The 22241-nt window shown below is 60.9% G+C and carries 16 protein-coding genes; 8 read left to right on the forward strand and 8 right to left on the reverse strand.

Going from position 1 to position 22241, the window contains the following annotated elements:
• Positions 1 to 96 precede the first annotated feature (96 nt).
• Positions 97 to 2058, reverse strand: coding sequence for a S9 family peptidase (locus tag DWU98_RS00945; protein WP_230474607.1), 1962 nt, complete (start codon positions 2056 to 2058; stop codon positions 97 to 99).
• A 168-nt stretch (positions 2059 to 2226) separates the two neighbouring features.
• Here DWU98_RS00945 and lgt point away from each other — a divergent pair, with 168 nt between their 5' ends.
• From lgt to DWU98_RS00975, 6 genes are all read left to right on the forward strand, one after another.
• Positions 2227 to 3123, forward strand: coding sequence for a prolipoprotein diacylglyceryl transferase (gene lgt / locus DWU98_RS00950; RefSeq protein ID WP_115493605.1), 897 nt, complete (start codon positions 2227 to 2229; stop codon positions 3121 to 3123).
• A gap of 10 nt (positions 3124 to 3133) precedes the next feature.
• Positions 3134 to 3928, forward strand: coding sequence for a thymidylate synthase (locus DWU98_RS00955; protein WP_115493606.1), 795 nt, complete (start codon positions 3134 to 3136; stop codon positions 3926 to 3928).
• Between the two features lie 137 nt (positions 3929 to 4065).
• A complete protein-coding gene (locus DWU98_RS00960; protein ID WP_115493607.1) occupies positions 4066 to 4554 on the forward strand; it encodes a dihydrofolate reductase in 489 nt (162 codons plus the stop codon).
• Positions 4555 to 4563: 9 nt separating this feature from the next.
• On the forward strand, positions 4564 to 5523 hold the full coding sequence (locus tag DWU98_RS00965) for a Nudix family hydrolase (protein ID WP_230474608.1): 960 nt from the start codon (positions 4564 to 4566) through the stop codon (positions 5521 to 5523).
• A 43-nt stretch (positions 5524 to 5566) separates the two neighbouring features.
• Positions 5567 to 5845: a putative signal transducing protein gene (locus DWU98_RS00970; protein WP_115493608.1), complete on the forward strand. Its 279-nt coding sequence runs from the start codon at positions 5567 to 5569 to the stop codon at positions 5843 to 5845.
• Positions 5846 to 6033: 188 nt separating this feature from the next.
• A complete protein-coding gene (locus DWU98_RS00975; protein WP_115493609.1) occupies positions 6034 to 6552 on the forward strand; it encodes an adenine phosphoribosyltransferase in 519 nt (172 codons plus the stop codon).
• A gap of 99 nt (positions 6553 to 6651) precedes the next feature.
• Here the strand turns inward: DWU98_RS00975 and DWU98_RS00980 are convergent, their stop codons facing one another.
• The 7 genes from DWU98_RS00980 to DWU98_RS01010 form a co-directional block, all read right to left on the reverse strand.
• Entirely contained in the window at positions 6652 to 7233 is a 582-nt protein-coding gene (locus DWU98_RS00980) for a DUF3501 family protein (RefSeq protein WP_115493610.1), read from the reverse strand.
• A gap of 44 nt (positions 7234 to 7277) precedes the next feature.
• Complete coding sequence (locus DWU98_RS00985; protein ID WP_115493611.1) at positions 7278 to 8621, reverse strand: heterodisulfide reductase-related iron-sulfur binding cluster; 1344 nt, start codon at positions 8619 to 8621, stop codon at positions 7278 to 7280.
• Positions 8622 to 8897: 276 nt separating this feature from the next.
• Entirely contained in the window at positions 8898 to 9317 is a 420-nt protein-coding gene (locus tag DWU98_RS00990) for a rubrerythrin family protein (protein ID WP_115493612.1), read from the reverse strand.
• Between the two features lie 148 nt (positions 9318 to 9465).
• The gene (gene oxyR, locus DWU98_RS00995) at positions 9466 to 10410 is read right to left on the reverse strand and encodes a DNA-binding transcriptional regulator OxyR (protein ID WP_115493613.1); all 945 of its coding nucleotides are present in this window, start codon (positions 10408 to 10410) and stop codon (positions 9466 to 9468) included.
• Between the two features lie 127 nt (positions 10411 to 10537).
• Positions 10538 to 12469 carry a S8 family serine peptidase gene (locus DWU98_RS01000; protein WP_115493614.1) on the reverse strand — a complete coding sequence of 644 codons (1932 nt, stop codon included), beginning with the start codon at positions 12467 to 12469 and terminating at the stop codon, positions 10538 to 10540.
• 151 nt (positions 12470 to 12620) lie between these two features.
• A complete protein-coding gene (locus tag DWU98_RS01005; RefSeq protein WP_158544918.1) occupies positions 12621 to 17102 on the reverse strand; it encodes an ESPR-type extended signal peptide-containing protein in 4482 nt (1493 codons plus the stop codon).
• A 426-nt stretch (positions 17103 to 17528) separates the two neighbouring features.
• On the reverse strand, positions 17529 to 18284 hold the full coding sequence (locus DWU98_RS01010) for a response regulator transcription factor (RefSeq protein ID WP_158544919.1): 756 nt from the start codon (positions 18282 to 18284) through the stop codon (positions 17529 to 17531).
• 145 nt (positions 18285 to 18429) lie between these two features.
• On the opposite strand from DWU98_RS01010, the gene DWU98_RS01015 reads away from it, so the two are divergent.
• A complete protein-coding gene (locus DWU98_RS01015) occupies positions 18430 to 21114 on the forward strand; it encodes a M1 family metallopeptidase (RefSeq protein ID WP_115493617.1) in 2685 nt (894 codons plus the stop codon).
• A 121-nt stretch (positions 21115 to 21235) separates the two neighbouring features.
• A complete protein-coding gene (gene prmC / locus DWU98_RS01020) occupies positions 21236 to 22099 on the forward strand; it encodes a peptide chain release factor N(5)-glutamine methyltransferase (protein ID WP_115493618.1) in 864 nt (287 codons plus the stop codon).
• The last annotated feature ends 142 nt before the right edge of the window (positions 22100 to 22241 follow it).

The following is a 22241-nucleotide window of genomic DNA, read 5'->3' on the forward strand; positions in this document are numbered from 1 at the left end:
CCTTCTTCGGAAAGGGCTTGATGAGTATCCGTCGTATCGTCGCCCCGGCTTTCGCCGGGACGACGGTGAAATCACTGAGCTTCGAGGTCTATCGCTTCAATTGGGCTGCACACCGGGCCCGATGTTTTTTTCCAGGAACGCCTGTATCCGGTTATACATTTCAACGAGATTCTGCTCGTTGTAGAAACCATGTCCTTCGCCGGGTTTGGTAAGCCACTCATACGGCTTATGTGCGGCGTCCAGTGCAGCGCGCATGGCCTTGACTTGCGCGAGCGGAACGCGTTCGTCGTCTTCGCCGTGAATCAAAAACACGGGCACGGTGATCTTGTCGGCGAGTTTGTCGGGTGAGTTGGCATCGAGTACGGCCGGATCGGTACCGATGGCATCTTTCAGATAGTTTTTGCCGAAGTCACCGTCTTTGATCGAGCCCTTGTTGTACATCATGGCGAGGTCGTAAACACCGGCGTAACCGATCGCACACTTGAACATGTCCGGCGCGCGGATCACCGTCATCATGGCCGAGTAGCCGCCAAAGCTGCCACCGAATACGCAGACGCGAGCAGGATCGGCGTAGTGCTGGTCTTCCGCCCATTTCACGCCATCGATCAGATCCTGCTGGATACGCGTGCCCCATTTGCCGTAACCGGCCTTGACGAAGCCCGGTCCGCGGCCGCCTGAGCCGCGGTAGTTGATCTGCAGCACCAGATAGCCGCGACTCGCCAGGAATTGCGCGTAGTCATCGTAAAACCAGGTGTCGCTGATCTCGAACGGGCCGCCATGGGGCATCAACACCATCGGCAGATTGTTCATTGAGGCGCCGGCGGGCACGGTGAGGATGGCTTCCAACGTATGGCCGTCATCGGTCTTGAAGTGCATGGGGACGCGCGCGCCCATCTTGTTCGGATCGATGGCTGGATTTTCCGAGAAGAGTTTTTCGATTTTCATCTGCTTGCGGTCGAACAGGTAGTAAACGCCGGGGTTGCGATCGCTCTCTGCCTCAAAGACGAGTTTGCTGCCGTCTTCGCTGAAACTCGAAAAATCGATGAAGTCGTTGGGAAATTTTTTGCTTAGGCCTTGATAGAGCTGCGCGAGTGGCTGACTGGCATCCAGAACGGCTGGGTTGGGAATGCCCGCGGCGTTGCCAACGGCAATCGGCTTGTCGTCCGGGCCCCATTGGATGTAGTCGACGCTGCTGAAACCGTCGTCCTTGGCCAGAACTGTCGAGTGGGTGCCATCGGGAGACATATCGACCAGCGAGTTAGGGCCGCGCTTCGTATTCGAATACACGTAGAGATGCTGCTCATCCTGCGAGAGCGTGATGGGTTCGAACGTAATGCCTTGCGAGCTGGTGTGGATCGGCGCCCACTGGCTGCCTTGCCTGAGGTAGAGCACATAGCTGTCGGCGTTGTTCAATCCGTATGCGTAACGCACGTTGCCATCGGGGTCCACCATGAATTTCATGTTCTTCATGTTGATCTGGCCGATCAAATGGCGCAGACCGTTATTGGCGTTGACGTCATACAGCCAGGTGTCGTTCTCGTCATCCCACATGTACGTCTGCATGTAGAAGTGGTCGTTGGTTTTAACCGGAACACCTGCGACAAAGGCATAACCCTCATCGGCACTGCGTGCATCGCCGCTACGCCCGGCGACATACCAGCTGCGATTGAATATCGGAGTGATGCGCTTGCCATCGACGTCAGTGGCGATGATTTCGCCCAGCCATTCAGGCCGGTCCAGCGAGCCGACAAATTTGGCCAGTTCGACCACCAGCCGTTCCTGCCCGACCCAATGGAGGTCGCCAGCGACTTGGAATTTTGGAAGCCGCAATACGCTCTTGGGGTGGCCCATGTCGTCGAGCTGATAAATCAACACGGCGTGCTGGTCACCTTGCTCGACGGCCAAAGCAAGATATTTACCATCGGGAGAAAGCTTCGGCAGCGTGTAACTGGCGTGTGTTGCAAACGCTTCGACCGGTACCCGATCTTCCGCCGTGGCGATAACCGGCATCCATAAGCACAGCGCGACCACGAGGGCGCGCACTCGTCCATTTCTCATGATTTTCCCTTTCCCCTGGTGGCACGATGACAATGCCGTACGCAGCCCGACTTCGGCTCCCCAGCGTCGGCCCAGGCAGTGTATCGAAGTCACCCGGGGCGGGGCAGTACCCTTTCGTTCCGGCGCCTACCAGCTAAACTTTGGACTTTGGGCTTTATCGGTTACGCCATGACGCAGCCTTTTGTCGTGCAATTCAACCCGGTTGCAGTGCACCTGGGTCCGATCCAGGTGCATTGGTATGGGTTGATGTATCTGTTCGGGTTCCTGGGCTGCTGGATGCTCGGGGAGTACCGCCGCAAGCGCGGGCGCTTGCCCGTCAGTCGCGATGCGCTGGGCGATTTGATGTTCTACCTGATGATGGGCGTCATCGTGGGTGGTCGCATCTGGTACATGCTGTTTTATTACGCTGGCGGCAATCGCTGGATGTGGACCGATCCACTGGCGCTGTTCCGCGTGTGGGACGGCGGGATGAGTTTCCACGGTGGCCTGGTAGGCGTGCTGGTTGCCGGTTTCTGGTGGTCGCACCGGCACAAACTGCATTTTTTCGATACGGTGGATTTCGTCGCGCCGTTGGTGCCATTGGGTTTAACCCTTGGACGCCTGGGCAATTTCATCAATGGCGAGTTGTGGGGGAAACCTGGCAGCGTGCCGTGGGCAATGATCTTTCCCAACGCGCATGACGAGGATGCCGCGCTGGCGGCGAGCGATCCGCATCTGGCGCAACTCATGCAGCAGTATGGCGGCTTGCCGCGACATCCCTCGCAGCTCTATGAGCTGGCGCTGGAAGGCGTGGTGATGTTCACCGTGCTGTGGGTGGTCTCGATGAAGCCGCGTCCGCGCTATCTCATTTCCGGTTTGTTCGCGCTGATGTACGGCTGCTTCCGCTTTGCGGTGGAATTCGTGCGTGTGCCGGATATTCAGCTGGGCTATCTGGCATGGGGCTGGCTGACCATGGGCCAGATCCAGTCGCTGCCGTTGATCCTGATCGGCCTCGCGCTGTTGTGGCTCGCTCGCAAGGCGCCCACGCTGCCGCTGGCTACGACAGAGCCGCAGCGGTCGGCGTAAACTTGCGAGCATGCGTCCCTATCTAGAAATGCTCAAATACGTGCTGGAGCACGGTGCGGAAAAAACCGACCGCACCGGCACCGGCACGCGTAGCGTGTTCGGTTGGCAGATGCGTTTTGATCTCAACCAAGGCTTTCCGCTGGTCACCACCAAGAAGCTGCATTTGAAATCGATCGTGCATGAGCTGATCTGGTTTCTGCAGGGCGACACCAACATCGGCTATCTGAAGGAACACGGCGTCAGCATCTGGGACGAGTGGGCCGATGAGCACGGCGATCTTGGCCCCGTCTACGGCAAGCAGTGGCGCGCATGGCAGGCCGCCGATGGGCACGCAGTGGATCAGATCCGCTGGGTAGTGGAGGAGATCAAGCGCAATCCCGATTCGCGTCGTTTGATCGTGAGTGCATGGAACGTGGGCGATCTGCCGAAAATGGCGCTGATGCCTTGCCATGCGTTGTTCCAGTTTTATGTGGCAAACGGCAAATTGAGCTGTCAACTCTATCAGCGTTCGGGCGATATCTTCCTGGGCGTGCCGTTCAACATCGCAAGTTATGCCTTGCTCACGCACATGATCGCGCAGGTGTGCGGGCTTGGTGTGGGCGACTTCGTGCATACGCTGGGCGATGCGCACCTTTACAGCAATCACCTGGAGCAGGCGCGCTTGCAATTGACGCGCGAGCCCAAGCCGCTGCCGCGGCTGAAGCTCAATCCCGATGTCACCTCGATTTTCGATTTCCGCTTCGGGGACGTGGCGATCGAGGACTACCACCCCCATCCGGCCATCAAGGCACCGGTGGCGGTGTAGCGTCGCCCCTCTCACTTTGCGCGGAGGGCGGCTGATTTGGCGCCGTCTTCTGCATCGCTTGCCGCGCCAGAGGCTATAATGGGCGGTCCGCCGGGCCACCCGGCCAATATGACAATGACTGCCCCTCCGGAGCTTCCATGGCCATTTCGCTGATCGCTGCCCTCGACGAGAATTTTGCTATCGGTCGTAAGGGCCAGCTCCCCTGGCATCTGCCGGATGATCTGAAGTGGTTCAAGGAACTGACCGTCGGCAAGCATGTGCTGATGGGCTACAACACCGCCGTCTCGATCGGCCGCACGCTTCCGGAGCGCGTGAACATGGTGCTGTCGCACCGTCATGAGGCGCCGTTCCCCGGGCAGGTCACGGTACGTTCGATCGAGGAAGCACAGGCGCGCGCCGATGGCACCGGCCTGATGGTGATCGGTGGCGGCAAGGTGTTCCACGATGCGCTGCCGATGGCGCAGCGTCTTTATCTTACCTGGGTGAGCGCGGCGGTGGATGGCGCCGATACGTTCTTCCCCGGCATCCACTTCAGCGACTGGATCGAAGTCAAGCGCACGCATCATACGCGGGATGCGCAGCACACCTACGACTTCGACATGGTCGAGTACATTCGCAATCGCTGATTTTTCCCGGTGAACGACCATCCCGCGCCGCTGCACGTCATGGCCGGCGTGCTGCGCGATGCGCACGGCAGGGTGCTGCTGGCGCAGCGGCCGGAAGGTAAACACCTGGCCGGTTTCTGGGAGTTTCCCGGCGGCAAGTGCGAACTGGGCGAGTCTCCGCAATGCGCATTGGCGCGTGAATTGCGCGAAGAATTGGATATTGACGTCAGCACGGGCGACGGCACACCGCTGATCCGCATCCCGTGGCACTACAGCGAACGCCCGTTGCTGCTCGACGCATGGCAATTCGTTCGCTGGCGGGGCACGCCGGCGTCGCTGGAGGGCCAGGCGTTGCAGTGGTGTCTGCCCGCTGAGGTGGACCTTGCCATGCTGGCGCCGGCCGATCGCCCGATTTTGCAGGCGCTTCGCCTGCCCATGCTGTATGCGATCACGCCGGCTGATGCGGCGTCGAATCATGTCCGGATCTGGCATGCGCGCGTGGTCGCGGCGCTCGAGCGAGGGGTTCGCCTGATCCAGCTCCGCTTTCCGCTGTGGTCGGTCGAACAGGTTCGCGCGCTGGCTGCAGAACTGCAGCCACAGGCGGTGCAACATGGCGCCTGCCTGCTGTTGAACGGGGACATCGAAGGGGCGCGTCAGCTCGGGGCGGGCGTCGGTGTGCAGCTGAGATCGGCCCAGCTGCCAACGTTGAGGGAGCGACCGCTGTCATGGTCCCAACTGGTGGGCACGAGCTGCCACGATGCGCTCCAGCTGGCAGCAAGCGTGCAGCTTGCCGATTTCGCAACGCTCTCGCCGGTTGCGCCCACCGCCAGCCATCCCGGGACCCCCGCCCTGGGCTGGGGTTCGTTCAAGGCCTTGACGGAAGCGGCGGCGTTGCCTGTCTATGCATTGGGCGGGATGGCGCCTGCGTTGACGGATGACGCGCGCCAGCACGGCGGCCAGGGCGTGGCGGGCATTGGCGCCTTCTGGTGACGGCAAGCTTGCCCCCCAGCGCATGCAGCAGTAGCGTGCACCCATGCGTATCGTCTACCGGGCCCAGAATCTGATCGACGCCCATCTGGTGAAGGATGCACTGGAGCATGCCCAGGTGCCCGCCTTCATCTCCGGCGAGTACCTCACCGGAGGGGTAGGGCAACTGCCGGCGATGGATTACGTCGCCGTGCTGGTGCCCGAATCGAGCGTCGATGTGGCCGAGTCGATCGTGCGCGAGATCGATCACGCGCTGGCCGAAGCCAGGTCGGTCATCCAGGAATGGGATGACGATATGGATCAGGTTATGCCGCAACCTGGTTAGTGTCCGTTCGCACCGCGGTATGGCTCACGTAGCCGCATGGCAACCACCGCCTGCCCGTTTTTTCGACGCACCGAGCGGCCGCTGGCGGCTCAGTCGCCCGATCGCATCGTCACTAAGTCCGCTACGAGTTGCACTCGCGGGTATGCTATTGCGCACGCTGCGTCCACGGCGCTCATCATGGAGTTTGCATGACCGATTTTGAACGTTTGATTCGTGCCGTACCGGATTTCCCAAAGCCCGGCATTACGTTTCGCGATATCACGCCGTTATTGGCCGATGGCCCCGCGTTCGCGCGCTGCGTCGACGCGATGATCGAGCCATGGAAAAACCATGGCGTTCAAGCCGTCTGCGGAGTGGAGTCGCGCGGCTTCATCTTTGCGGCGGCGATGGCGCAGAAACTTGGCGCAGGCTTCATCCCGTTGCGCAAACCCGGCAAGTTGCCGCCCCCGGTCATGCATGCCGACTATCAACTCGAATACGGCACCGACCGGCTCGAGGCGCGCGTGGACACCGTGCGTAGGGGCGAGCGCGTGCTGCTGGTGGATGATGTGCTTGCTACGGGCGGAACACTCGGCGCGGCGCGCAATGTGCTGGGGCAACTCGGCGCCGACCTGGTTGGCGCATCGGTGGTGATTGAATTGCTGGCTTTGCAAGGTCGCGCACTGTGGCCGCAGAACGTACCTTTGCACACTGTGCTGCACTATTGAGGCGGTTTTTACAGCGCTGAAAACGCGCCAGTACGTCGCCCCGGCCTTCACTGGGGCGACGTACGTATAGCGCTTACGAAACAGCGGTCGATGTTCGGTTCAATCGAAATCCGCGGCCAACGTTTTCTGCAACATATGCGATAACGTCACATCCTCGTGCATGCCTGCATGCGTGGACCCAAGCGTCACCCGTGCGCCCGCTTTCCAATCCACGATCATGCCATCGTCCAGCTCGAAACGAAGAAAATGCACGGCCGCGGTTTTTTCTTCATTGCTGCGTTCCATGTCTTCATCGGCGATGGCGGTAACCGGCGCGTGTCCGGCAACGGTCAGCACGATGTGATGTTCGATCCCGACCAGGCGTGCCAGCTCTTGTCTGCGCTGGTCCACGTCGGGGTATTCGACGAACAACGTGGCCTTGAGGTTTTTCCCATCGGGGATGAGCGGGTTGTAGGCATCCAGTTCGTCGTTGATGCCCTCTGCTTCGAAGATACGCTCGATACGCAGCATCTCCTGCACCTGATACTGAATGGTCAGCCGATCTTCGAAGGTGAGAGTGAGATGGTCGCCCAAGTGCACTTTGCGATGTTGCTTGTGCGCCATCACGCGGGTGCGAAAATCCGTGCGCTGGGTGGCGTAGGCTTCGAGCGAAAGAAGATCGTCGCGCTGCAGTTTGTTCATAGGGTGATGGGTGTGGGATGAAGGTTGTGAGTTCATGCCGGGTCTCAAATGCCGTAGGCCTTGCGTAGAAGCGTCAGCGGATGTTCCGCCGCCGGTTTGTCACCGAGGCCATGGGCGATGTGGCCGCCGGCCATCGGGCAGTCGCTGGTGAAATGCGTGGCTTCGCTTTGCGCAACGCGGTTTTCCACTGGTTTGGCAAGCTTGCGCGATAGCGCGTAGGTCGCGTGTTTCACGCCGTAGGTGCCATCGTGACCGGAGCACCGTTCGATGGTGGTGATTTCCGTGTCGGGAACCAGTTGCAGAATGTCACTCGTCTTCGGTCCGATTTTTTGTACGCGCTGATGGCAGGGCACTTGCCATGCCACTTTGCCTAGCGATTGCTTGAAATCGGTTTTCAATATGCCGGCTTTGTGACGCTCGGCCAGATACTCGAACGGGTCGAAGAAACGGTCGCGCACCAGCGCTACGTCATCGTCGTTCGGAAACATCAGTGGCAGTTCCTGTTTGAACATCAAGACACATGATGGAATTGCTGCCGTGAAATCCCAGCCGTCACGCGCCATCCTGGCAAGTACGGGAATGTTTTGTTCCTTGTACTTGCGCACGGTATCCAGATCGCCGAGTTCGAGTTTCGGCATACCGCAGCAGCGTTCCTTTTTCACCAGGCGTACGGGAATAGCGTTGTGCTGGAATACGGCGGCAAGGTCTTCCACGACGCCGGGTTCGGAGTGATCGCAGTAGCAGGTGGCGAAGATGGCGACTTTGCCGTGCGTGCGTCCGGCCGGTTTGACCTCGCCTGTACCGTCCAGCTTGCGCAATCGCTTGCGTGCGGTGGGCACGTGATAGGTGGGTACGCGTGCCTTGGCGTCCACGCCCATGGTTTTTTCAAGCAACGTGCGCGCGGTTTTGTTCTTGTTCGCCGCGTTGATAGTTTGCACGACGACCGGGATCGACGCGATTTTGCCGACGGCGCGCGTGTTGGAAAGGATTTTTGCAGACAGCGGCGCACCGTGCTCACGAAATTCCACCGCCTTGGCGCGCAGCATCAGGTGCGGAAAATCCACGTTCCACGGATGCGGCGGCACGTAAGGACACTTGGTGAGATAGCACAGGTCGCACAAATAGCACTGCTCGACGACCTTGCCATAATCGCTTTTTGCGACACTGTCGATCTCCATCGATGCCGATGAATCGATCAGGTCGAACAGTGTAGGAAAAGCGTGGCAGAGACTGACGCAACGGCGGCAGCCGTGGCAGATATCGAATACGCGCTCGAGTTCTGTATCGAGCGCCTGACGGTCCCAGAATTCAGGATTTTCCCAGTCCAGCGCGTGGCGGGTAGGCGCTTCAAGGTTGCCTTCGCGGGTGGTGCCGGTGGGGTCTGCCATGGTGCCGTCTCCGATGGGCGCTATGCGTGGGTCATCACGAACAATCGAAGGGGTCGCTTGCGCGTGTGTCTGATCGCGCGGTCAAGCGCGTCACTGCCTTGAGCTGCCGTCATCCCTTGCTCTTCAACGCCGGATACATCGCTATGCCCGCTACGCGCTCCCACGCAAACGGGAGCCCATCTTCGCCCTTGGTTGAAGAGCAAGACGGATCCCCGCTTGCGCGGAAATGACGGCCGATACCTCGCGCCTCTCGAAAAGAGAAAGGCGATTACCCCATCAAACCAATTCGTTCAACGCTTTCTGGAAGCGGTTTGCGTGCGAGCGCTCGGCCTTGGCGAGTGTCTCGAACCAGTCGGCTACTTCGTCGAAGCCCTCGTCGCGCGCGGTTTTCGCCATGCCTGGATACATGTCAGTGTACTCGTGGGTTTCGCCCGCGATAGCGCTTTGAAGGTTTTCTTTGGTGGGGCCGAACGGTTTACCGGTGGCGGGATCGCCGCACTGTTCCAGGTATTCCAGATGTCCGTGAGCGTGGCCCGTTTCGCCTTCGGCGGTGGAACGGAACACGGTCGATACGTCGTTGTAGCCTTCCACGTCGGCCTTCGATGCGAAGTACAAATACCGGCGGTTGGCCATGGATTCGCCGGCAAAGGCGTCTTTCAGGTTTTGCTCCGTCTTGGAGCCTTTCAGCTTGCTCATGACATCACCTCGTGGCGTTGGGCTTGAGATGGCAATGCAAGACGACCTCATCGGTCTCATCGGGCGAGCGTACCGCTACGCAAGCTGCGTATGAAATTGATTGTTCTTATGAAGACGATTGGCTTGAACTATGGCGCGTTGCAGCAAATCACGCGATGCGACGCCGCTTTGCCGGGGGAGCGACCGTGGTGTGGGGATCGAGCAGATCGCTTGGCAGGCTTTTGAACACATCGGCCAATTGCTTGAGAAAACCGGCCATGGCCGAACTCTTGCGCCACACCATGGCGATGCGCCGGCTCGGCGGATGGCCGCCGAATTCGACCAGTTGCAGGTTGGGCGCTTGAGCGACCGGCGGCTTCACCGCAAGCGTGGGCAGCAGCGTGATGCCGACATTGGCGGCCACCATTTGGCGCAAGGTTTCCAGGCTGGTGGCGCGAAAGCCGCTTTTTTCGCCAGCGCCGGCCAGATGGCAGACCTCCAGTGCTTGATCGCGCAGGCAATGGCCGTCTTCCAGCAGCAACAAGGTTTGATCGGAGAGATCGTTGAGTTTCAATTGCACACGCTTGGCCAGCGGATGCGATTGCGGAACGGCCAGCACGAACGGTTCCTCGAACAGGAATTCGGTATGCAGACTGTCCTCGTGAATCGGCAGGGCGAGGATGCCGGCGTCGAGCTTTCCTTCGCGCAGGCGATGCAGCACGACTTCGGTTTTTTCCTCCACCAAAAGCAGCTCCAGACGCGGAAAGCGCTCGCGCACCATTGGCACGACATGTGGCAAAAGATAAGGACCCAGCGTGGGGAAGATGCCGAGGCGCACCGTGCCCGATTCGGGATCTACCGTGCGACGGGCGATACCTTTGATCTGCTCGATCTCGTTGAGTACTTCGCGTGCGCGATGGGCAATCTCGCGCCCTACGTCGGTAAGCAGCACTTTGCGCGGCGTACGCTCGACCAGCGCCACGCCCAGTTCGTCTTCCAGTTTTTTGATCTGGGTGGAGAGGGTGGGCTGGCTGACGAAGCAGGCGTCCGCGGCGTGGCCGAAATGGCGGTGCTCGGCGAGGGAGACCAGGTACTGGAGATCGCGCAGGTTCATCAGTCAGCTCGATAGATAATATCTATGAATTCCTATAGTAAGGATCAATTTTAACAATGCAAGTGCGCATCGGCGCAATAAAAAGCCCCGGCAAAGCTGCCGAGGCGTTTGGGCATCGAAACCGCGATTACAGGTTGTAGTCCGCCAACACGGAAATGTTGCCGTAGCTGCCGCCTTGCGGCGCGGTCACCAGGATGTAGTACGTGGTCGCCTGCGGGGCTGGGATCACCACGGCTTCACTGGTGCCCGGCTTGGCGGAGGTGAAATCCGCATTGCTGCCATTGGCTGCCGGTGCGCTGCCCGCCTTCACATACATCACCACGCTGCCCGAACCGCCCAGGGTTCGGAGGTTCAACGTGGTCGCGCCTGCGGGTACCGTGATCGAGTAAAGCGTGCCGCCATTGACCGCGTTTTGGCCCGATAGCAGTGTGCCCTTGGCCAGTGGGATGGCCGGTTGATCATTGCCGCCGCCGTTGTCGTTACCTAAGGCCAGGTTGACAGCCGCATAGGCGTCCACGATGCCGGCGCCGATCGGTTGGTCTTCTACCACGGGGAACGCGCGCGCGGACTTCACGAGCACGTCGGTGATCTGTGCCGGCGTAAGCGTCGACAAACCTGCCGCTTTCACCGCACCGATGATCATGGCGGCAACACCCGTCACATGTGGAGTGGCCTGCGAGGTACCGGCCATGCCGCCGTAAGCTTCCTCGGGGTCGGCAGGGTAGAGGGGCGTTGTCGTACCCAGGTTGATCGCCTGCCAGACGAAACCGTCGGCCACCTCATCACCCGACGAAGCATCATTGGCATACACGCCACCGCCCGGCGCCGAGAGCGTGATGCCCTTGCCGTAGTTGGAGTAGAACGCGCGCTTGCCGGTGATGCCGTTGGAGGCGACGGCAATCACGCCTGGGCAGCTGGCAGGCGTAGCGTTGGACACGTCCTCAGCGTCGTTGCCTGCCGCCACCACCACGGTGGTGCCGCGGCCGAGTGCATGCTCAATCGCCTGGTATTCCGGATCTGCAGCTGTGCATTGACCGTCACCGCCCAAGCTCATGTTGATGACCTGTGCAACGTGCGTATTGTCTGGCACGCCATCCACGTGCCCACCCGATGCCCATTCGATGGCGTCGGAGATATCCGAATCGTAGCCGCCGCAGTGACCGAGCACGCGAAGCGGCAACACGTTGGCGTGGTAAGCGATGCCCGCCATGCCCAGATTGTTATCGGTCAGTTCGCCGATCTCGCCGGCGACGATGGTGCCGTGCCAACTGCTGTCTTCGGCAGAGGTGCCTCGACCGCACTCGTTCCTGGTCGTCCAATCGCCCGTGTCCCAGCCGCCCGGCACGCGGCCATCAGTTGCGCGGCCGGAAACAGTGTGGTCGGAGATGAAGTCGTAACCTGCGTCGCCGAGCGATGTATCCAGATCGGGATGCCGGGTGATGCCGGTGTCGATCACTGCCACCGTCACGCCGGTGCCATCGGCAATGGTCCAGGCATGGTTGACGTTGGCCCCACCGATGGCATTGAAGAAATTCCACTGAAGGTCCTGGTAGTGCGTATCGTTCGGCGTGAAGGGATCTTGCGTATCGGTCGCTTTGGCCAAGGAGGTGGATGCCTTGATGTCTTTCACCGGATACATCTTGCGATCCGGCTGAGCGTAGGCAACGGCCGGATCGGATGCGAGCTGCGCCAAGAAGGCATTGGCTTCGCTCTGACTGAGCTTGCGTGACGTGCGAACAAGCTCGGAACCCACGGCGAGCTTGCGCTGATAGGACGCCGAAACGGCGGGTGTCGAGCTGCCGTTCGACGAAAGGGTGGCGATGTTCAGCCCCGCGCGCTGGATCGCGGCCATTACGTTCTGCAGCGCGGCCGAGTTATCGCTGCGCTGCGTGGTGCCGATTTTATACGTCACGATAAAGCGGTCATACGTTTGATCCGCTTGCTTTACACCAAGATACTTGGCTGACGATGCAGATGCGCTCGCTGCATGCATGGCCGGAACGGCCAACAGCATGGCAGCGGCGAGTGCGCCGATACGAAAACAATGAAGCGACTTCATGCATTGATCCTTGAAGTAGGCTCGAAGCTGTCCACGCTCCGAAAGGAATGGACGGGCGACGCGCGATCGCCCGGTTATCGCCATGCCGCCAGAGGCAAGGCGAAAGGCGAAGCACCCTCTTCATTGCGCGTCATGAAGAGAGTGCGGATCGTTACCAGCCGAAGCTGACGCCAACGGTGCCGCTGGATTCGCCACCACCGGCAATCGAGCCGCCGATCAGCACGGCGCCATTGCCCGGAATACGGTGCGCGTAACCCACGGCCAACGCGCTTTGGCCTGAGTAGGTACCCGCCGCCGCACTGATGCGGTTGTCGGTGCCTGGCGCTGCCGCAATCGCGGCCGCCATACCACCCATGGCCGTGCCCATCGCGCCTACGCGGTTCAAGCGCAGGTTGACGGTGTGGAACTGGCTGTTCACCTGATCGCGGAAGGCGTTGAAATTGTCATTCGTGACAAGTCCAGCCGTTTTTTGATCGGTGTATGCATTCGCCGAGCTCAGCGTTTGCGCCGCGGTTTGATCGGTATACGTGTTGGCTGCGTCGATGGCGCTTTGCTGAGCCGTTGCGACTTGACTCACGTTCGCTGCATCCGTCGCATTCACGCCGGCCGCAACGTGGGTGATCTGGCGTTCCGAACCCACGCTGCCCACCGACACGGTGTTGGCCTGATCGGCTACCGAGCCCGCACCGATGGCGACGGCGTTCGATGCAGTAACACGGCTACCCGTACCGACAGCCGTAGCATTGGATGCGCTGTCGGCGATTTGCGTGTTGTTGCCGATCGCCGTGTTGGTGTCGACCGTACTGGCCGCCAAGGGCGTGGACGGTGTGGGCGCAGGCGGTGCTGCCGGAGCGCTTGTGCCGAGGATTTTTACCTGGGCTTCGACATTGCCTACGCGGCCATTCAAGGCATTGATGCTGTTGAGCGCTCCGGTCAGGTTGCCGTCCAACGCGGCGAACGCATCACCCACCGTGGAGTAAAGGTTGTTCTGGATGGTGAACGGCGGCATGCCAATAACACCGCTGCCATCCAGGCTCAGCAATCCCATCTGCTTGAGCTGCAAAACGTTCACCGCATCGGTGTCCTGGGTGCCGGCCGCAACGTTGGTGATTTGACGTTCGGCTCCGCTGCTGCCCACCGATAGCGTGTTCGCGCGGTTGTCGGTGCGGCTGCCGTTGCCCACTGCCACGCTGTTGAAGGCCGATGCAGAGGTATATGCACCGAGTGCGAGGCTAGCCCCGGCCGAGGCGGACGCTGCGAAACCAAGCGCCGTGCTTTGCATGCCAGACGCGTTGCTCATGGCACCCATCGCTACGGCACCGTCGCCGTGGGCCTTGGCGTTCGCGCCGCTGGCGATTGAGAACTGACCGCTGGCAGCCGCATCGTCCGTGCCGTCGTTCGCGCCATCGGCCTGGAAGTAACGATGGGTTTTTCCATCGCCGACGTTGGCGGCCACCGCATCCAGCTGCGATTTGTTCACCACGTCGGTAGCTTGCGTGCCCGCTGCAACGTTAGTGATCTGACGCTCGTTGCCCACAGAACCCACCGAGACGGAATGGTCGCGATCGGCCAAGGACGATGCACCCAAGGCCACCGCGTTGTTGCCCGTGGCGGAACTCATGGTGCCGATAGCGATGCTTGAATCCGTCAGGCCATTTAGGCCTGCGCCAGCACCAACGGCAATCGAACGCTGGCCTGTTGCACGGGAGGCGATGCCGAACGCAACGCTCTCATCACCGGTTGCTTGAGCCAAGCCGCCCACAGCGGTGGCACCCACGCCCGTCGCAATAGTTTGACCATAAACGCCAAACGCGTCGCCGTTATCGAAGACAGCGAAACCGCCCATGGCCGTGGCAAAGTTCTGACTGGCAATCGTCCCCGTACCGATGGCAATGGCATCGGTGGTATTGCCAAATACGGCGGCACCCGTTCCCAAGGCAATTCCCTGGCTTGCATTCGCGCCAATGCCCGCGCCCAAGCCCATGGCGATGCCACCTTGCGCTTGGGCGCTCACCGATGCGAATGGGCCGATCGCGATGCTGTAGTCCGCGCCATCTTTCACGGCGGCGCCGTTCAACGCCAGCGAACCGACGCCGTTCGCCATGGTGTTGGCGCCGATCGCCATGGATGCTTGCCCGCTGGCCTGCGCGTTGTTACCCATGGCGGTGCTGGAATCGCCCAGCGCAGTACTGCCGTACCCCACGGCGCTACTGAACTGGCCAATCGCATTGGCGCCGCTGCCGAATGCCGATGCACCATCGCCCATCGCAAACGCGCCCGAACCTGCAGCCGTGCTGTATTGACCGGCAACCGTTGCATCGTCGTTACCTTGACCGGTGGCGGCGAAGTAATGGTTGGCAGAGCTGACGCTGCTGGCCACTGCATCCAACTGCGACTTGTTCACCGCGTCGGTGGCTTGTGTGCCGGCGGCAACGTTGGTGATCTGGCGTTCGGCACCGGCACGGCCTACTGAAACAGTATTGCTGCGGTCGTTGTAGGCATTGGCTCCTAACGCCACGGCATTGTTGGCATCTTCATCGACCTGTGCGTGTGCACCCAGGGCCATGCTGTTGTTCGTTGTCGAATCAACGGCGGCCCCGAGACCTATCGCGACGGCGTTGACACCCTCCGCGCGGGTAAGTTGTTCACCCTGAGTGCCGCCGATGGCGATCGCTCCCGCGGCCGTCGCCACTGCATTGTTGCCTACGGCAACGCCGTTGCTGCTGCTGGCCCACGAGGACTGACCTATTGCTACGCTGCCATCGCCGTCCGCCCACGCGCCCGGACCGATGCCGATCGCGGTTACACCCAACGCTCTTGAATAAAGGCCCAAAGCGACGGAGCCGTAGGCATCCCAACCGGTCGATGCAGCAAAACCCACGGCTAGCGAGCCAACCCCCAAGGCTGAGGAACCTACGCCGAAGGCGCTGCCTGACAGGCCGGCTTCGCTGAGCGCGCCGATGGCCGTGGCCTGATCTTCCATCGCCTGTGCACCATAACCGGCAACGAAGCTGGCCGTGCCCATGGTCGTGGCGCCGCTGCCGATGGCGATGCTGTACGTGGCCGATGCGGTGCTGTTTGCACCGATGGCGATGCTGCTTTCACCCGCGCTAGTGGCATTGACACCCAACGCAGTGCTGTTGGCAGCCACTGCAGCACTGCCGTAACCGGCGGCAAGACCGTAATCGCCGATGGCGTCAGCGCCGCTGCCGAACGCCGAAGCGCCGGTGCCCATGGCGAAACTGCCGGAACCCGCGGCGGTTGTGTAGTGACCTGATGCCACGGCATCGTCATTACCTTGACCCTGCACCGCGAAGTAATGGCTGGCCGAACCTACGCTGTCAGCGACGGCATCGAGCTGCGATTTGTTCACCGCATCCGTTGCTGAAGTGCCGATGGCCACATGGGTGATTTGACGCTCCGAACCGGCGCTACCCACGGACACAGCGTTGGCGCGGTCCGCAATGGTGTTCGCGCCAAGAGCAACACTGTTATCACCCGCTGCAAGAGAGTGGGCGCCCAGCGCAACGCTGTTGTTGCTTTGACCGTGCGCCCAGTTGCCGATCGCAACCGCGTTGTCGCCGTCGGCCAGTGCCACGGAGCCTACCGCAATGGCGTTGCGTCCATAGGCTTCGGCGCCTTCGGTGAACAGACACGCCTTGTCGTCTGGCGAGCAGAGATTGAACCCTCCCATGGCAATTGATCCGTCGCCATAGGCGTGCGCTTGGGCGCCAATCGCGGTGGCCAGTTCGCCATATGCACCCGCCATGCCGCCGAGCGCGACAGCGCCGCGTCCGAACGCTTCGCTCTGAGGGCCCAGCGCCGTGGAAACGGCACCCAATGCGAGGGCTTGAGTACCTGCCGCCAATGCGTAATCGTCACCGGCGACGGTATAGCTGCCAAGTGCCGTGGCGCCGTAGCCTTTGGCAACGCTGCTGGCGCCGGCCGCGGTGGCGTCGCCGCCGCTGCTCCTGGCATCGTCGCTGCCATCGTGCTTGCCTTCGGCTTTGAAGTAATGCTGCGCATCGCTGACGCTGGAAGCGAATGAATCCAGCTGCGATACGTTGACCGCATCGGTTGCGTTCACGCCAGCGGCGACATGTGTGATGCGGCGCTCTTGCCCCATGATACCGATCGATACGACGTTATCCTCGTCGGCAACCGATCCTGCGCCCAATGCCACACTGCGGTTGCCTGAGGCGGCACTATCTTGGCCGACCGCCACGCTGCCGGTGCCCGTCGATGTGGCGTCATGACCGATCGCCACGCTGTTCGCGCCGCGTGCGAGCGACATATAACCCAACGCCATCGCGTAATCACCCATTGCGGTGGCGCGATTGCCCAGCGCCGTGCCGTAGTTGCCCGACGCATCGGCCAATACGCCACAGGCAAATGCATTGTCTGCCGCAACGGGTTGGTTGGCGATGGTGAACGATCCGTTGCAAACGTCGGCATGGGCGGACCGAGGTGCCCACGCGATGCCCATCATCACGGCCAGCGACATGCCAAGCAGTCGAATGCCACGACGCGGCGGCGTGCCGCTTTGCGACGCACCCTTGCAGTGAGCCAGCTCCGAAGCCACCACCATGGCACCCAGCGACGCGTTCCAGACTTTGCTGTAGATCCTGTTCATGCTTGTTGTTTCCTCCGTGCAAATGAAAAGGACGCAGGCCATGCACTGCATGCAGGCAGCGATGCGCGGGGGAAGCCATGTTTCCCTCCGGCCTACATCCGTGTGTCCAGCGACAACCCTCTTGTCAGGCTTGAACGTGGTGTGTGCTTGGAGCATCTCGACTCATGCCAGAGGCGTCACTCACATAAATGCACGGAAGATCACTCTTCCTCACACGCGCTCACGGCGTGATGGCGTGTGTTCCTGAGATGGATACGTGCTGCGCCATGGACAAAGCGCAGCGACGGATGACGGGTCAGGGTTGCTGAGCCGTCGCAGAGGGATGCCAAACCCGGTAGGCATTTGGCGCGATCCCCTGATATGAGATGTCGGTTTTGGCTTATATCGCCGATGTAGGGTGTTGAAGGCGGCGATGCATCCAGGCGATTACTTCGGCAGCTTTTCAGGCGTTACGTCGCAACTGAACAGGTAGCCCCTGCCGCGTACCGTGCGAAGTGGAAGTGTTTCGCCCGTGACGTTGTAGGTTTTGCGGCGAAGACGATGGATAGTCATTTCCAGGCGATGCGGGTCGAAGTCGTACACGTCGTGCGCAATCGCATCGATCAACGCTTCGCGCGTCATGATTCGACCGTTCTCTTTGGCGAGCACATTGACAAGACTGTGCTCGGACGTGGTCAACGCGACGACACCGCCATGCGGGGAGGACAAGCGCCAGCCGTCGGCGTCCAATTGCCAGCCGCGTGCACGCGCGTGATCGGCTATTGCGCCGTGCGATGGCGCGCGTATCAGGCGGCGGGAAAGACTGCGTAACATGGCGGTGAGCAGATTGGCATCCACCGGCTTGTGAAGGTAGAAATCCGCACCACTCGTGAGTGCCTGGATGGGCGCGTGTCGCCAATCCGCGTCAGTGAGCATCACGATGCCGATGTCGGACGTGGCGCGCAAATGTTGGGCGATATCGTAGCCGCTCTCGCCGGGGAGATCGGCATCCAGCACCACGATGTCGAACGACTGCGCCAGCATGCTTCGATAGAGCTCCATGGCCGACGTCAGGCCATGCGCCTGAAAGCCGGCATCGCGCAAAGTCGGCAATAGGACCGATTCGCGCAAGGGTGCATCCTGATCGAGCACCGCCACGCGAAGAGAGGGGTTGGCGTAGGCGAACAATCGGCGATCCGCCATCGACTGATGATCCTGCATAAGGAACGGTCATTTAGCTTAAGCAGTTCAGATCAATCCGATTATCGGCCTATGCCGTTTGGCACTGTGGCAAAGGTCCTACTTGGCCTAGCGTGAATGCTTTTCGATACCGTAGGTGGGGTTATCCATGCATCGTCTTATCCGTCCCTTCGCCATGACCGCGTTGGCACTTTGTTGCAGTGCCGCGTTCGCCGCGACGTCCGCCGATTCCGTGCCGCATGGAGAGCTGCCCAAGTGGGCCGTACCCGTCTCGTATCGACTGGCATTCAAAGTTGATCCTTCGCAGCAGTCCTACTCGGGCACCACCACCATCAAAGTCGATCTGAAGCAGGCATCGGATCATCTGTGGCTGGACGGCCGTGATTTGAACGTCTCCAAGGTGACGATCACCGACGCTGGCGGCAAAACGCACGACGGTAAGTACGTGGCGGTGGCGCCGAACGAAGGCGTGTCGCGGATCGATTTCGGCAGCACGCTCAAGCCGCAGTCGCTCACGCTGACCATCGATTACACCGCGCCGCTCAATCAGCAACTGCAGGGTCTGTACAAGGTGAGCCACGCCGGTGTGCCGTATGCGATGACGCAGATGGAGCCGATCAGCGCACGCTACGCCTTCCCCGGTTTCGATGAGCCGCGCTTCAAGACACCGTACGACATCTCGCTCACGGTTCCGTCTGATGAGGTGGCTGTGGCCAACACCAAACAGATCAGCGAAACGCCTGCTGGCGATAAGTGGAAAACGGTCACCTTCGAGCAGACGCGGCCACTGCCGACATATCTGGTCGCCTTTGCGATCGGTCCGTGGGATGTCGTGAAAGGACCGGATATTTCTCCGGATGCGTATCGCAGCGACGTGCTGCCGCTGCGCGGCATCGCTGCGCATGGTGAAGGCCATCGCATGCAGCATGTGCTGAGCGAAACGCCGAGCATTATCCATACGCTGGAAAACTACTACGGCTTCGGCTATCCGTTCGGCAAGCTCGACCTGCTTGCTGCGCCGGATTTCTCTGCCGGCGCGATGGAGAACCCGGGCCTGGTCACCTTCCGCGATTGGCTGCTGCTGCTCGATCCGGATTCCCCGGCCAAATATGTGCGTGGTTCGTTCAACGTCACCGCGCACGAACTCGCGCACCAGTGGACCGGCGATACCGTGACGCTGGCATGGTGGAACGACATCTGGCTCAACGAAGCCTTCGCCACCTGGATGCAGCAGAAAGTCACCATGAAGGTGCATCCGGAATACCGCGCCGATCTCGACCGCATCACCGGTGCCGAAGGCGCCATGCAGAACGATAGCCTGGTCAGCGCGCGCAAGATTCGTCAGCCGATCACCGGCAATGGCGATATCGAAACGGCGTTCGACGGCATTACCTATCAGAAGGGCGCCGCCGTGATCGGCATGTTCGAAGGCTATGTCGGTGAAGACGTCTTCCAGAAAGGCATGCGCGCATACATTCAAGCACACAAGTTCGGCAATGCCACGGCCGATGATCTGGTCGGCGCCATCGCCACCGCTGCCCATCAGGGCGACGCGTTCAAGCACGCGTTCAACAGCTTCCTCGATCAATCCGGCGTGCCTTACGTGCAGACCAAGCTGGAACAGAAAGATGGCAAAACCGTTCTGCATCTGAGCCAGAGCCGTTATCTGCCGGTAGGCAGCACCGGTGACGCCAAGCGCGTGTGGGGTATTCCGGTTTGCGTGCGTTATGGCACCGCCGACGGCAGCAAGGTGAGTTGCGAAATGTTCGACAGGCCCACCGGCACCATGACGCTCGCCGGCGCCAGCAACGCCACCTGGGTGATGCCCAATGCGTATGGCCGCGGCTACTACCGCTTCAGCCTGGCGAAGTCGGAATGGGCGGAGCTGACTCAGCACGTCGCCTCCTTGAGTGATACGGAACAGCTCGCCTATGCCGATGGCATCGATGCAGGCTTCCGTCACGGTGAGTTGAATGCTGCCGATGCCTTGAATGCACTCAAGCCGCTCGCCAGCGCGAAAACGCGCGAGGTGGTCGTTGCACCGCTGCCCACCGTCGAGTGGATCTATCGCAACGAAGCAAGCACGGAGGCCCAGCGCGCCAAAGTCGTGGGCTGGGTGAAAGACGCTTACCTGCAGCGCATGGAGCAACTGGGCTACCAGCGCAAGGCAGGCGAGCCGGATGGCGACAGCTTGCTGCGCTCCACGCTGGCCGACGTGCTGGCGCTGGACTTCAAGATTCCCGAGGTACGCACGGCTCTGCTCAAGCAAGGCGATGCGGCACTGGCCAAGAAGGCCGATGGCCATCTCAACCTGACCTCCGCTGATCCTGATCTGCTGGGTGACGCGCTAGCCGTGGCCGTGCAGGAACGTGGCAAGCCGGCGGTCGACGCATTGATCGCAGAAATCCCGCAAACCACCGATCCGGCGTGGCGTAATGCGATGCTGGCCGGCCTGAGCGCTGCCGAGACGCCGGAACTTGCCGATGAAGCGCGCAATTTCGCTCTGACCAAGCAAGTAAAGGTCGGCGAAATGGCGGCCATTGTGCGTGGTAGTCATGACACGCCCGCGGCACGCGATGCGCTGTGGCAGTGGTTCACCGGCCACTACGACCAGGTGCTGGCTCGTACCGGCAGCTTCGCCAGCGGCATGCTGCCGCGCCTGGTGAGCGGTGGCAGTTGCTCCACGGCCGAAGCGGATCGTCTGCAGGCGTTTTTCGAGCCGCGCTTGAAGGACATCACCGGTGCCGACCGCGGCCTGGCACAGACGCGTGAGCAGACACTGCTGTGCGCAGCGCTGAAGGCAAAGCAAGATCCTGACGCGATCCTGCACTGATAAAAAGCGCAGTTTGTTGCAAGAAACCGGGTGGCACGCCACCCGGTTTTTTTATGCCTGGATTTTATTTGTTGGATCAAGCGCGCATGTGCATGCTGCAACTCGGTTATAGAATCCGTGCATGACCGCCACCATTCGCCAACTCCTCACGACGGCAACCCAGCGACTCGGCGATCGCCTCGATGCCGAAGTGCTGCTTGCCTATGCCCTGAGCAAACCGCGTAGCTGGCTGATCGCGCATGCAGACGATGCGCTTTCGCCGGAGCACGTGTCGGCATACAAGCTGCTGATCGAGCAGCGTGAAGCGGGTGAGCCGGTGGCGTATATCACAGGTCGGCGCGGCTTCTGGACGTTTGATCTTCAGGTGACGTCCGATACGTTGATACCGCGCCCAGAAACAGAACTGCTGGTGGAGCGTGCCTTGCAGCATGTGCCTGCAGACAAGGCATGTCACGTGCTCGACCTTGGTACGGGTTCCGGTGCCATCGCCTTGGCGATGGCGCGTGAACGCCCGCGTGCGCATGTCGTTGCTACGGACGTGAATGCCGATGCGCTTGCGGTGGCGCAACACAATGCACGGCACCATCACGTGCACAACATTAGCTTCAGCCTTGGCGAGTGGTTTGCGCCGTTGGGTGAGCGGCGGTTCGATGTCATCGTTTCCAATCCGCCTTATATCGAAAGCGGTGATCCGCATTTGCAGCAAGGAGATCTGCGTTTCGAGCCAATGCGCGCGCTTGCGTCGGGCGTCGACGGACTCGATGACATTCGCCGCATTGTGGCGCAGGCCACGCATCATTTGGTACCCGGCGGCTGGTTGCTGTTCGAGCATGGCTGGAACCAAGGCGATGCGGTACGCACGCTGCTGCGCGACGCAGGTTTCGTGGAGCTTTCCACGACGCGCGATCTCGAACAACGTGACCGCGTCAGCGCGGGGCAAAAGCCAGTCAGCGAGGATTGTGGTTCACCATCAACCGCGGCGTAGACTACAGCCGTTATTAAGAGCCGCTGATAAAACGTCTGCGCAGCCGCCAGGCGGACGCAGCGGGTGCGAGGAATCCTCATGGTCGCCCGAGTGCACCCCGATTCCTGCGCGCCGCCCACGCCTGGCTGACGGCCGCTCACTA

The organism is Dyella monticola (assembly GCF_003363155.1).
Classification (GTDB): Bacteria; Pseudomonadota; Gammaproteobacteria; order Xanthomonadales; family Rhodanobacteraceae; genus Dyella_B; species Dyella_B monticola.

Excerpts from the sequence above, each read along its gene's own strand:
- DWU98_RS00945 (WP_230474607.1), bottom strand. The coding sequence starts at position 2,058 with ATGAGAAATGGACGAGTGCGCGCCCTCGTGGTCGCGCTGTGCTTATGG.
- lgt (WP_115493605.1), top strand. The coding sequence starts at position 2,227 with ATGACGCAGCCTTTTGTCGTGCAATTCAACCCGGTTGCAGTGCACCTG.
- DWU98_RS00955 (WP_115493606.1), top strand. The coding sequence starts at position 3,134 with ATGCGTCCCTATCTAGAAATGCTCAAATACGTGCTGGAGCACGGTGCG.
- DWU98_RS00960 (WP_115493607.1), top strand. The coding sequence starts at position 4,066 with ATGGCCATTTCGCTGATCGCTGCCCTCGACGAGAATTTTGCTATCGGT.
- DWU98_RS00970 (WP_115493608.1), top strand. The coding sequence starts at position 5,567 with ATGCGTATCGTCTACCGGGCCCAGAATCTGATCGACGCCCATCTGGTG.
- DWU98_RS00975 (WP_115493609.1), top strand. The coding sequence starts at position 6,034 with ATGACCGATTTTGAACGTTTGATTCGTGCCGTACCGGATTTCCCAAAG.
- DWU98_RS00980 (WP_115493610.1), bottom strand. The coding sequence starts at position 7,233 with ATGAACAAACTGCAGCGCGACGATCTTCTTTCGCTCGAAGCCTACGCC.
- DWU98_RS00985 (WP_115493611.1), bottom strand. The coding sequence starts at position 8,621 with ATGGCAGACCCCACCGGCACCACCCGCGAAGGCAACCTTGAAGCGCCT.
- DWU98_RS00990 (WP_115493612.1), bottom strand. The coding sequence starts at position 9,317 with ATGAGCAAGCTGAAAGGCTCCAAGACGGAGCAAAACCTGAAAGACGCC.
- oxyR (WP_115493613.1), bottom strand. The coding sequence starts at position 10,410 with ATGAACCTGCGCGATCTCCAGTACCTGGTCTCCCTCGCCGAGCACCGC.
- DWU98_RS01000 (WP_115493614.1), bottom strand. The coding sequence starts at position 12,469 with ATGAAGTCGCTTCATTGTTTTCGTATCGGCGCACTCGCCGCTGCCATG.
- DWU98_RS01005 (WP_158544918.1), bottom strand. The coding sequence starts at position 17,102 with ATGAACAGGATCTACAGCAAAGTCTGGAACGCGTCGCTGGGTGCCATG.
- DWU98_RS01010 (WP_158544919.1), bottom strand. The coding sequence starts at position 18,284 with ATGGCGGATCGCCGATTGTTCGCCTACGCCAACCCCTCTCTTCGCGTG.
- DWU98_RS01015 (WP_115493617.1), top strand. The coding sequence starts at position 18,430 with ATGCATCGTCTTATCCGTCCCTTCGCCATGACCGCGTTGGCACTTTGT.
- prmC (WP_115493618.1), top strand. The coding sequence starts at position 21,236 with ATGACCGCCACCATTCGCCAACTCCTCACGACGGCAACCCAGCGACTC.